Origin of the sequence: Paludibacter jiangxiensis, from assembly GCF_001618385.1 — a bacterium.
GTDB lineage: Bacteria > Bacteroidota > Bacteroidia > Bacteroidales > Paludibacteraceae > Microbacter > Microbacter jiangxiensis.
In genome coordinates, this window is record NZ_BDCR01000001.1 from 779,844 (window position 1) to 792,889 (window position 13,046).

General features: G+C 40.7%; 7 protein-coding genes. 2 read left to right on the forward strand and 5 right to left on the reverse strand.

From position 1 onward, the window contains the following. Positions 1-146: 146 nt before the first annotated feature. From PJIAN_RS02955 to PJIAN_RS02970, 4 genes are all read right to left on the reverse strand, one after another. Positions 147-1,817 (reverse strand): RagB/SusD family nutrient uptake outer membrane protein, encoded by a 1,671-nt coding sequence (locus PJIAN_RS02955; RefSeq protein ID WP_068701852.1) that lies wholly within the window; start codon positions 1,815-1,817, stop codon positions 147-149. A gap of 77 nt (positions 1,818-1,894) precedes the next feature. After that, entirely contained in the window at positions 1,895-5,218 is a 3,324-nt protein-coding gene (locus PJIAN_RS02960; protein WP_084252276.1) for a TonB-dependent receptor, read from the reverse strand. A gap of 286 nt (positions 5,219-5,504) precedes the next feature. Then, on the reverse strand, positions 5,505-6,515 hold the full coding sequence (locus tag PJIAN_RS02965) for a FecR family protein (RefSeq protein ID WP_068701856.1): 1,011 nt from the start codon (positions 6,513-6,515) through the stop codon (positions 5,505-5,507). A 102-nt stretch (positions 6,516-6,617) separates the two neighbouring features. Beyond that, on the reverse strand, positions 6,618-7,187 hold the full coding sequence (locus tag PJIAN_RS02970; protein WP_068701858.1) for an RNA polymerase sigma factor: 570 nt from the start codon (positions 7,185-7,187) through the stop codon (positions 6,618-6,620). A 198-nt stretch (positions 7,188-7,385) separates the two neighbouring features. Between PJIAN_RS02970 and PJIAN_RS02975 the strand changes: the two genes are divergently transcribed. Both PJIAN_RS02975 and PJIAN_RS02980 read left to right on the forward strand, forming a co-directional pair. After that, a complete protein-coding gene (locus PJIAN_RS02975; RefSeq protein WP_068701860.1) occupies positions 7,386-8,852 on the forward strand; it encodes a sialate O-acetylesterase in 1,467 nt (488 codons plus the stop codon). Positions 8,853-9,273: 421 nt separating this feature from the next. After that, on the forward strand, positions 9,274-11,520 hold the full coding sequence (locus PJIAN_RS02980) for an AAA family ATPase (RefSeq protein WP_068701862.1): 2,247 nt from the start codon (positions 9,274-9,276) through the stop codon (positions 11,518-11,520). 73 nt (positions 11,521-11,593) lie between these two features. Here PJIAN_RS02980 and PJIAN_RS02985 read toward each other — a convergent pair whose 3' ends face one another. Beyond that, positions 11,594-13,006, reverse strand: coding sequence for an efflux transporter outer membrane subunit (locus PJIAN_RS02985; protein ID WP_068701864.1), 1,413 nt, complete (start codon positions 13,004-13,006; stop codon positions 11,594-11,596). Positions 13,007-13,046: the final 40 nt, after the last annotated feature.

The following is a 13,046-nucleotide window of genomic DNA, read 5'->3' on the forward strand; positions in this document are numbered from 1 at the left end:
ACATGAATTTCACTTTTTTCATCCGTAAATAATTTTTTCAAAAATCAATCTTTTTTGCACTTAAATAAACATACCTATCAATTATCAGAAAGTGTATTCTCCCTTTCCCGAATCCGACAAAAGGAGAATACTTTATGTCGAAAACATTATTTATATCCTGAATTTTGAACCAGATTCGGGTTAATGTTCAGGTCATGCTGGGGTATAGGAAAATAACGATTATGAGAATCCCATGTTCTCGTTTCAAACTGATAGTACTTATTCGCATCTACCGGAGACGCTGTCGAACCTGAACCTCTATAGTTTGCGGCGGTTGGATCGTCCGACAGTTTTACGCCTGTAAACGTATGGTTCAGTTCCGTAGCAGCAGTTCCCCAACGAAGCACATCATAATATCGCAATCCTTCGAAGGCAAGTTCGACTCTGCGTTCCTGACGGATAGCGGCTCTCAATGTCGTCTGAGAAGAAACATCGGCCAAAGTAATTGCAGGTAAATTTACCCGGCTCCTAACATCATTAATGGTCTGATCCAACAGTGCCTGTGTAACATTACTATATCCCGATTCGTTAACGGCTTCAATATAACTCAACAACACCTCTGCATAGCGCATTAATGGGGTATATGTGTATGTACTATACAAATCGGTAGCAGAAGCATCACATCCTTTCTTTGGACAATAACCATTAAAAAGAGGGAACTTACTATAATAATCGCTGGTTCCTGCTCCCTTATAGCAATTATACGTGACGTTATTGAACTTCGTTCCGGCATAACTCCCTAACGGAGGTAAAAATATAGATGAATAAAGCCTTGGATCACGGTTTGCATAAGGATCATTTTCACTATAGACAGACGAAGTCGAAATAGGTTTTCCATCGGTGCAAAAATAATCTTTTACCAATTCATTGTAAGGCGCAAATTGATGCCATCCTCCATTACACTCGGGGAAAAGATAAATATAACGGGAAGTTGTAAATTGATCTTTCAGATATTGAATCACAAATATCATTTCAGAACTCGTTTCACCTCCAATCTGAAAGAGTTTCTCATATCCCAACGTACGATCCAATTTATAGATATTGGAATCGACAATTGCTTTCAAAACTGTGGCGGCATCGGTCCATTTTTGCTGAGCAAGATACAAACGACTTAAAAGAACCCGGACAAAGCCAGTCGTGACACGACCATACTCGGACGATGTACGTTTATCTGGCAATACAGACAATGCCGATTTCAAATCTGTCTCGACCTGAGAATAAACAGTTGCCTGAGGTGTTTGACTTATACTATTGGCTTGTGAAACGGTTTGCGTAGTTAAAGGCATTGGAACATTCCCCCAATAGAATGCAAGATTAAAAAGATAATATGCGCGCAAACATTTCACTTCAGCAGTCCAGATCGCCTTTTTCGAATCATCCATAGGACACTTGCCGATATTGTCCAGAAAAGTATTATACGCTGCAATTTGAGCATAGGCATTGCTCCAGTAACCATAAACCAAATCGCTGGTTGCAACGGTATTGCTACTGGCCATGCCAAGTGTAGTGAAATTTTCTTTTTCTACACCGTTGCCGCCAGCCAAATCGAGGTACATAAGACCTTGCGGATGTGCAAAATCAGCATGATTCCATCCATGCGGAAATTCATAGCATCCAACCAATGCCAATGAAGCATCACTCTCACTCTTCCAGAATGTTGCATCGGAAATAGAGGTTGTGGGTTGTTTATCCAGAACATCCGAACAGCTAACAGCCAAAAAAGCTATTAATACAGATACCGCTGCCATCAAGATTGATGTTATATTATTGTTTTTCATCGTTACAAAAATTTATTAAAGATTAAGAATAACAATATCTCTCTCATTCATATTAATTGCAATAAATAATTTAATAATCATATTTTTATATTGCAACCAAATGAAAAGACACTGTTGATAGGATAGTATGATGGCGCATCTCCTGTCCCAATTTGGTTTTCAGGATCCCACCCTTTATAAAAAGAGTTGAAATTGTAGAGATTTTCTCCACTAACATAAATCCGACAATATTGCAATCCAATCTTATGCAGAATTGTTTGGGGAATGGTGTATCCTATTTGAATATTTTTTATTCTCAGGAAACTTGCGTTTCTTATCCAATAGTCGGATGTCTGAAGATTCGGATTATTCATATTTAAAGTTTCCAGTCTTGGGTATTTGGCCCATTTATTAGGATTAGCGGTAGTCCATCTGTTATCTACCTGCCATTGTTGGATTTGCCCCCCGTTATAATAAGCATAAGCCATATAAGAGCCTATTAGTCTCTGATATCCTCCCAATCCCTGAAACAGTGCAGACAAATCAAATCCTTTAAAAGAGGCATTCAAAGTCACTCCATAATAATATTTAGGGGTACGACACCCGATAACTGTTCGATCGTTATTGGCATCCACTGAATTATCGCCATTCAAATCTTTGTATTCGATATATCCGGGTTTCAAACTGCTTTTCGAAACTAATTGTGTAGGAGCTGCATCTATTTCCGATTGATTGACAAATAATCCATTGGTTTTGTATCCGTAAATAATGCCGATAGGCTGACCTACAATCAGGCCATTGTTGAGATCCTGCTTGGCTCCATCAGCCAATTTTTCAACAGCATTTTTTACATACGTAAAGTTGGGGTTGATACTGTATTTGAAATCCTTTCCGATATTTCCATTATATGTTAGGTTCACTTCAAAACCCTTATTAGACACGGCTCCTACGTTGGATTGTCCGACACTGCGTCCCATAATGCTGGTGTACTGAACCGAAGATAAAATGTTGTAGGTATACTTATAAAAATAATCTACGTTGGCTGTGATTTTTCCTTTGAACAGACTAAAATCGAGCCCGGCATCTGCGACCGAAGTCGTTTCCCAGGTAATATCAGGGTTATTGTAAGTGGTGATTCTGGTGCCGGATGTAAGCGCAGCCGTACTACCCAGTACAGCATTCTCGCCCAAGGAGTATGTCTGTTGATAGGGATAGGTTCCGATATTCTGATTACCAAGCACACCCCATGAAGCTCGCAACTTAAGATTATTCACTATGTCCGACAAAGATGCTTTTTCCCAGAATTTTTCTTCGGAAATTCTCCATCCGGCAGAAAATGAAGGAAACACACCCCAACGATGGCTGGGAGCAAATCGGGAAGATCCATCATAGCGCACATTTGCCTCAAACAAATATTTGTCCATAAGCGAATAATTTGCCCGTCCAAAAAAAGACATCAACCCCCATTCGCTAAGATAACCAGAATTTGAGGCGGAAGCACCAGACCCTGCATTCAATTCATAAAGATAATTGTTGGGAAAGGTGTTCCTATAACCATACAGGTTTTTGTATGTGTATGTCTCACTCGAAGCCCCTGCCAATAAGTTGATAGAATGAGCATGAAATTGTTTCTTATAATTAACTAATCCTTCAAATGACCTATAAGTTGCATTGTCAGAGGTCACTGACAGAGATGCAGGGCCAACCGTTTTACTTGCATCAAAATAGGTTTGCGCAATAAAAGATTTGTTGTAGTTATTATTATAATTAATACCAGCTTTGCCTGTAATTGTTAATCCATCGACAGGAGTTTGCCAAACCAATTGTGTATTGCCTATTATATTGGTGCTTATGTTTTTTGTGAACGATTCGCTTGATAGCCATGCTTCTGGACTATAATTGTCCTGATAACCAAAAGTTCCATCTGCCTTTTTTCCGCTATAAATAGGACCTTCACGGACTGCATATCCGATTATACCTTCAATACTAGACGGTTGACCGTTCGGAGAATTGTAAGTGGTTGTATAGGCATCCAGGTTAACTTTCAGAGTAAGACCTTTCAGAATATTGGCATTCATATTCCATAAGATATTATATCTATCATTAGAAGTTTTTTCTGTCATCCCTGCCTGATGCATATAATTTGCCGAGCAATTATATGACAAAGACGAATTGCCGCCTTGTACACCCAAATTATGCTTCTGCTGAAAACCCGAACCGCTATTCAGAAGCCATTTCAGATGATTGACGTTCGGATAATTATCAGGATCCGATCCATCTTTAAATTTTTGAATCTGAGCATCTGTATAAGCAGCTGATTTTCCCATATTTGCCATAGCTTCATTATAATAAGACGCATATTGCCAAGAAGATAGAAAATCCGGAAGTTCAGTCGGCTTTTGCCATCCGAAAGAATTGTTATAAGAAATAACTGTTTTCCCTTCGGCCCCTTTTTTAGTTTCAATTAAAATTACTCCGTTTGCAGCGCGGTTACCATATATGGAAGCAGATGCTGCATCTTTAAGGAATGAAATACTCTGTATATCATTCGGATCAACATCGTCAATATTACCTGATGTACCATCGATTAATACTAATGGAGCAGTTCCTGCACTCGAAAAAGTTCCTGTTCCTCGAAGATTTACCGATGCACTTGCTCCCGGTCTTCCTGAAGATTGCACGACGCTTAAACCTGGTACTAATCCAGCCAACGCTTGCGAAGTGTTTGAAACCGGTTTGTTTGCAATTTCTGTTGCTGTAATTGATGCTACCGACCCTGTTAGATTCACCTTCTTTTGAGTTCCATACCCAACAACCACTACTTCTTCAAGCTTCTTTACATCGGGATCAAGAGTAATTTTCAACTGAGACTGCTTACCGATATTCACCTTTTTGGGAATATAACCAACATACGAGCAGTCGAGAACTCCTCCAAAAGGAACTTCCATCGAGAAACGACCGTCAATATCAGTAATTACTCCATTACGCGTACCTGCTATCACTATATTTACCCCTATAAGAGGATCTCCTGTATTAGCATCTACAATTGTCCCTATAATTCTCTGAGACTTTGAAGATACCGCTCCCGGCGAACCATTAGTTTCGTGATTATCACCACCTGTTGTAAGTACAATTTGTTTGTTCGAATCTATCTTATAACTAATACCTGTGCCCTGAAAAATTTGTTTTAGAATGGATTCAACATCCTGATTTTTAGCATTGATCGTTATGGTTTTGTCCAATCCTGGCAAGTCATTGTTGTAGAAAAAACTATAGTTGCTGTTTTTTTCAATCAGGTGGATTACCTGTCTGATTTTTTGATTTTTTGCACTAAAAGTAATTTGTGCGAAACTCACTGCTGCAAACGACACAAAGAGAGTGCATAACAGTAGCCGGTAAAGATGTTTTTTTATACGATTCATCTGTTGAGTTTTTATACGATTAAATTTTATGGTACATAGAATCATTCCGGAAAGAATGATAGAGAGTTTTTCTTTGACAAAAGAAATTATCGTACATTTGCAGAATCAAAACGATACACCAATGGCTGTTGATGCCTGATAAAGACATCAATAAATGAAAAACATGAGTGTACGAATGATTACGACGGAACAGTGTTAACGGCATTGTTCCGTTTTTTTTTGAGGGGTGATTTCAGGAGGATGGTTGTTTCATATTATATTCAGATTTGATAGGTTAACGAGTCACTTAATCACGGCTATAGTTGAGCCTCTTTTTTGTGTTTTGTTTCAAAGTAACGACAGAATCCTTCACGTTGTAATGAATCGGAGACGTTAAAGAGATGAGCTGCAAGACGCTTTCGAGGCTGTTATTTTTTATCTTACCACTAAAGCGTATCTGTTTAATCTGTTCCGAATCAAAGACTACCTGAATGTTATACATGCGCTCCAGCACTTTGGCAATATCTTCCAGCGTTTCCGAATCGAATGCCAGCTGATTGTTTTTCCACAATCCGGCAATTGCGGCATCGTATACCTGCACCTTATCAAAGGTATGATTGCTTTTGTTGAAAGTAATCTTCTGATTGGGCAACAATTGCGAGGTTGTTGTTTTGTCAAATACATTCACTTTCCCTTCAATCAGGGTTGTCGTAATTGCATCATCGTTGGTATAAGCCTTAACATCAAATGCGGTACCGACCGCACGAACGGAGACTGCATTGGCCTTCACTATAAACGGGCGTTTTTTATCTTTTGCCACTTCAAAATAGGCTTCTCCCTCAAGAGCAATAATCCGGTCGTGCTGATTGTAACTCTTATCGTAACGAATGGAACTACCGGAGTTAAGCCACACCTTTGTTCCATCCGGCAATTGCAGGTTTGCCTTCTGTCCATTTTCCACGCTCACAATCATTTCCTTATTATTGTCGTGAGCTAAATTCGCAATCAGCAAATAGGCTCCTACTCCCAGCATAACAGGGATGACTGCGGCCGCGGCATACTTCATCAGCTTGCCGAAAGGCAAAGACCACCGGTGACGGCCGGGACTCATTTCACTCCGGATATTCTCCAGCATGCTATTCTGAAGAGCAGCATCCATCGAAGCCGCAGCTTCTTCCCACTTTTCGGCATAGAAACCGGAAAGTTTCTCTTTGGTGTCGGGTTGGCAAAACCACTCCGTCAGCCGGCGGGTTTCTTCGGAAGTTGCTTCTTTCCTGAGGAACTTCTCCAGGAGCTTATTGTAGTCGTTTTCGGTCATAGTTATAATTTATATACGCAGAGGAAAGGAATCCCCTACAGCCACCTGTATATTTTATGTTTTGTTAAGAAATTAAGAATTACTTCCCGGTGAACGGACAAGTTACTGAAGGAAAAACAGAATACCTGCAAGCGCCACATGAGGCTTGAGGTGTTTTTTCAGAAAATGGATGGAACGGGTGATCTGGGTCTCTACTGTTTTTTCGGAAATAGAGAGTTTTTGGGCTATTTCTTTGTTGGATAATCCCTGACGGCGGCTTAGCAAAAAGATTTCCCTGCGTGATGGCGGCAATTGCTCAATCAATTCGGCAATCAGTTTTTCAAGAAACTGATAATCGAGTGTTTCCTCTGCCGATATTTCGGTCACGGATTGAAATTTTTGCACATATTCTTCGTACCGGCTGGCAAGAAGCATCTTTTCGGTTTGACGATACACCAGATTTTGTGCGATGGTGTAGACATATGCAGAAAAGCTTTTAGAAGTGTCTATGGTTGCGCGGTGTTCCCATATCGACAGAAAGACATTCTGGGTCAGATCCTGAGCCAGAGTTTTGTCGTAAAGAGTCGACATAATAAAATTGTACACCCTGGCATTGTACTTCCAAAAGATGGCTTCAAAAGCATCGGGATCCCCTTTTGTCAGACGATAAAGTATGTCATTATCAGTCCCCAAAGTAATAGATTTAGGTGGTTAGCTTGGGGCAAAGATAAGCAATTGGAGTATAATAAACAAGCAATGTTTCAGATTGGATTACATAGATTTTATAAGAAATATATCGGTGTTCTTTAATTGGTCTCAAAATCTATTGTATTATGCAAACAGGAGGCAGATTAAGGTAATGTATTGGTACATTTGCAAATAAATTATCAGATGATGAGAAAAACGTTTATTCTGTCTGTTTCCGTGCTGGCAATATTCCTGTCGGGAAGCCGGCTCGAGGCAAAAATTGTGTTGCCGAAAGTGATCGGGCATAACATGGTGTTGCAACGCCATAAAGATGTAGCTATCTGGGGGTCTGCCGCCAAAGGAGAAACGGTGACCGTGTCGTTTGCCGGTCAGCAAAAGCAAACCGTGGCCGCCGCCGATGGCAAATGGGAGGTAAAACTCAGCCCAATGGAGGCTTCCGAACAGCCCCGCGATATGGTAATTGCAGCATCGGATACCATTCGTCTGCACAACATTCTGGTGGGCGAAGTGTGGCTCTGCTCAGGTCAGTCGAACATGGAATATGCCATGCGTAAAAACAGCAAACTGTTCGACAAAGTGAGAGGATCCCACCCGGCAACGGACGATCTTCAGACAGCAAATAATCCCAATATCCGCATCTTTCTGGTGCGGCGTAAATACATGGCACCCGACTCTACCCATCAGGGATGGGACGTGGCTGCCGGCACTCCGTTACGCGACTTTTCGGCAGCAGGTTATTTCTGTGCCAAAGAGTTGTATGCCAAACTCCACGTGCCTGTCGGGATGATTTCATCCGCCGTGCCCGGAAGCCGCATCGAACCGTGGATTGAGAAGAAACAGCTGGAAGTTTCTCCAAAACTGAAAGACGGTACCACCTTAAAACCACTGACGAATGACGGCGGCGATGCCGGAAAATTTTACGAAACGATGATCCGCCCGGTGATTCCTTTCACCCTTAGCGGCGTCTTCTGGTATCAGGGCGAATCGGCTTGCTTCCTCAACGAAACCATCCGCTATGCCTATAAGTTCAAAACACTGGTCAACAGTTGGCGCGCTGACTGGAAGGATGCTTCCCTGCCCTTCTATTTTGTGCAGATAGCGCCTTACGCTTATTCAGCTGCCAAAGATGTACGTCCGCATACCACCGAAAACCTGCCCGAATTCTGGGAATCGCAGGCACTGGCTCTCAAACTGCCGAACACGGGTATGGCTGTTATCACCGACCTGGTGGACAGCGTGGCCGACCTGCATCCGGGCTACAAATGGGAAGTGGGTCGCCGACTGGCCTTGCTGGCGCTGAACAAAACCTACGGCATGAAAGATATTGTGTGCAACGGGCCGATATACAACGGCATAAAGATAGTACGCGACAAGATTGAAGTGGGCTTTACCAATACCGGCAGCGGACTGGCCAGCCGCGATGGGAAGCCGCTCACCTGGTTCTCTATTGCCGGTGCCGACGGCAAGTTTTACCCTGCCGATGCGGTAATCAGAAACAATAAAGTGGTTGTTGCCTCTCCCTCGGTAAAACATCCCGTCAAAGTACGGTTTGGATGGAACGAAGCAGCCCAATCCAACTTCATCAACAAAGAAGGCCTCCCAGCTGCTCCTTTCCGCAGCGACAACCCATGGGAGAATGTGTTTGAGTAATCCTGCTTGCAGAATACCATAAGCCCGATCGAAGCAATTCGACCGGGCTTTTTTGTTGTAAATGGTTATCCGGAATTTTACCTAAGAGGCATCACTTTGAGCCCTGTCCGACCTTTCAGGTCGCATTACTTGAGGGCGACATTCACTCACAGGTCACAGACCTGCGGTTATGAAAATATGGCTTTTCAAGCCGTTTTTCAGAGTTGAGATTTGCACCTTCTCACATCAGTTTCCCGATTTAAAGAATATATTCTTTTAATATGTTAATTATTTGTGGTATGTTTGCAGAGAGGTTTATGATAGACTGAAAATGAGGAGTGTTATCCCTTTTGGTGGAAGAAAGCAGATCCTCGTTCTACTTAACGAAGTGTAGTTTGGACTATTAGGAATTCATTTATAAATTCAAAATCAATAAAGAACTATGATTGAGTCAATAAGTTTAAAAAACGTTGCTTCTTTTGATTCAACAGGCATTCAGATTGACAACTTAAAGAGAGTCAACTTTATATATGGATCTAATGGTTGTGGTAAAACTACTATTTCAAATTTTTTACTAAATCCAACCGATCCTAAATTTCAAAATTGTTTTGCAACGTGGAAAAATGGAACAGAATTAAAAACGTTAGTTTACAATAAAGAATTTAGAGTTAGAAATTTCGACAAAGGGAAATTAGAAGGTGTTTTTACGCTTGGAGAAGCTACAAAAGAACAGAAAAGAATAATTACAGAAAAAAATGAACAACTAAAACAGTTTAAAATTGAAGGCGAGAGAATCCGGATTTCGCTGACTCAACAAGAAGAAAAGCTAAGTTTTTTAGAAACTGATTTTAAGGAGTTTGCATGGACAAAAATTTACAAGAAATATCAAAGCATATTCAAAGATGCTTTTGTTGGCTCAATGAAGTCTGGCGACCTTTTCAAAACTAGACTATTACTGGAATTTACGAATAACAAAGGAAAACTAAAAACAATTGATGAGTTGAAAGAAAAAGCTTCAACTATTTTCGTAGAGACACCACAAAACTTAAATTTCATTAGCCAAATCAATTTTGATAGAATTATTGAGATTGAAAAAGACTCTATCTGGAAAAGAATTATCGTTGGCAAAGCTGATGTCGATATAGCGAAACTTATTCAAAGACTTAACATAAGTGACTGGGTAAATCAAGGACGAACTTATGTACAAGAAAGTAACATTTGTCCATTCTGTCAGCAACATACTATTACCGACAAATTCAAAAATCAATTAGAAAGTTTTTTTGATGAAACTTATTTAATGGATATTGAATCGCTAAAGATATTAAAACAAGAATACAGTAGTTTAATCCAGACTGTTATAAATGAATTGAATAGCACTGAGCTAACTCAGAAAGAATTAAAGAATTCCAAATTGAATCTCGATAAATTCGCTTCATTACTCAAAACTTTAATTAGCCAAAATACGACTAATAATGAATATCTAAATAACAAGCTCAAAGAACCTAGTAGAAGCGTTGAACTAATAAGTCAAAAAGAATTACTGACTCAAATATTCGAACTTATTTCAACTGCAAACAATGAAATAAAGCAACATAATGATATTGTTTTGGATTATTCCAACCAACGTAATGATTTGATAAATGCTATTTGGAAGTATTTAATTGATGAATTTAAAGGAGAGATTGAAAAATTCAGTACAACAAAAAAAGGCCTTGAGGCAGGACATAATTCTATTGAAGCCCAATTGAAAAATAAGTTGAAGGATTACTCTAATTTGAATTCTGAAATAAAAGAACTAAGCAAAAACGTAACAAGTATACAGCCTACAATTAACGAAATAAATCGACTTCTTAAATCTTATGGATTCAATAGCTTCGAGATTGTACCGGCAGAAGAAGACGGCTTTTACAAAATACAACGAGAAAATGGAGAAATTGCGGAATCAACTTTAAGTGAAGGAGAGATTACCTTTATCACATTTTTGTATTTTCTGCAGCATGCAAAAGGAGGTTCTACAGAAGATAACGTAAATGAAGAAAGAATTCTTGTAATTGATGACCCTATTTCTAGCTTAGACAGCAATGTCCTTTTTGTAGTCAGTACTTTGATAAAAGAAATTCTGAAAGAGGTTAAAAGTGACAAAGGAAATATCAAACAAGTAATTTTGTTGACCCATAATGTTTATTTCCATAAGGAAGTTTCTTATGAAGGCCTTAATCGGAAAGGTGAAAAGCCTCAATTTTGGATTCTTCGGAAAAACTACAAATTCTCAAAGATTCAACATTATAACGATCAAAATCCAATCCAATCTTCTTATGAATTACTTTGGCGTGACATAAAGGAATGGGAAAAAAATTCTGGAATTACAATTCAAAATACCATGCGAAGGATTCTTGAAAACTTCTTTAGCATTCTAGGTAACAAACGTGACGATTACTTAATTGGGAAATTCCAGACTCAAGAAGAAAGAGAAATATGTCGATCACTTCTAAGCTGGGTTAACGAGGGTTCACATACATTTTCGGATGATTTGTATATTGAAACACCTGATGGAATGATTGTAAAGTATTTAAATGTATTTAAAGCCATTTTTAAACATACAAAAAACATAGGTCATTACAACATGATGATGGGTATTAGTGATGAAATAGAAACTGAACAAGAAGTTGAAATAGCATTAGCAAATTGATAAGACAACAAAGCCCGATCGAATCGATTCGACCGGGCTTTGTTGTGATTTACCTGCTTACGGGAAAGACTTCTTAGCGGACTCCGCCGCCAAGTGCTTTGTAAAGGTTTACGCCGTAGGTAAGTTGTTCGAGTTTGTCATTTACCTGGTTGAGTTGTGCCGAGAGGAGATCGCGTTGTGCCGACAATACCTCGGTATAGCTGGCTTCGCCCGCTTTCAACAGTTCCTGGGTGTAATCCACCGACTTAACCAGCGATTCGATCTGTTTTCCGCGGGTTTCGTTTTTGCTCAACGACGACTGGAACCCGAAAAGAATATCCGAAACTTCCTGGCCTGCTGTCAATACCGCTTTCTGGAAAGTAAGCAACGCTTCTTCCTGTTGCGCTTTGGCAATCTTCAGGTTTCCTTTCAGCTGGTTTTTAGTGAACAGTGGCTGTGTAAGGCCTGCTACAATACTTGCGGCAATATTAGCCGGTTTGAAAAAGTCGGTAAAGCCTCCCGCAAGACCCAACGATGCCGAATTGATGGTAAACGAAGGATAGAAGCTTGCTTTGGCAACATCTACCGCAGAATATGCCGAACGGAGCGAAAGTTCTGCCTGTTTCACATCCGGCCGACGTGCCAGCATACCGGCAGGCACACCGTACGACAAACGGGTAGCGACGGTTTCATCAGCAATAGAAGCTCGTTCAACAGGACCGGGTTTGCGACCGAGCAGCACACACAAAGCATCTTCCTGCAGACGAATCTGAGTCTCCAAAGCAGGGATAGAAAGCTGCGTGCTGTAAAGAAGCGCCTTGCTTTGTTCCACGGCAGCCGCGTTTTGTTGTCCGGCCGTCATAAGGCTCTGCATGGTTTCGGCGCTTTTCTGCAACGTAGCCACCGTTTTTCTGGTAATGCGGAGATTCTCATCGTAGGCCAGCAACGAATAATATGCACGGGCAATATTGGCAATCAACGTGGTTTGAACCAGGTTTCTGCTTTCGTTACTGTTGAGCAGGGCAGCATATTTGACTTTTGTCTGGCTGTTGATTTTACCCCACAAATCGGCTTCCCACGAGGCCGAGAAACCAAGTTGATTTACAGTGGAGGAATAACCCAGCACATCGGTACCGTTCTTCCCCGAACTGGTACGTGTATGTGACAGTTGCCATCCGGCAGAAACGGAAGGTAGTTTTGACCCGTTTGCCATCATAAGAGAAGCCTCAGCCTCCTGTATGCGCAAAACGGCCACTTTCAGATCCGGATTATTGGTAAGACCTTCGGAAATCAATTGCTGTAATCTGGAATCGGCAAAATATTCTTTCCATGGAATATCGGCAATAGTAGCCGTATCTGTTGCATTGGCAACCGTATCGCGCACCAACCCCTTGCTGTCGGGAGCCGGCGCCTGAGCCAGATCCTTGTACGAGCGGCACGAGGAAACCCCCAGCGCCAGCACTGCCATTACAAGGATTAGCGTTTTATGTTTACTGAATAGATTCATAAAGATGAATGTCGGTTTTATGATTTACCGACAGAACCCG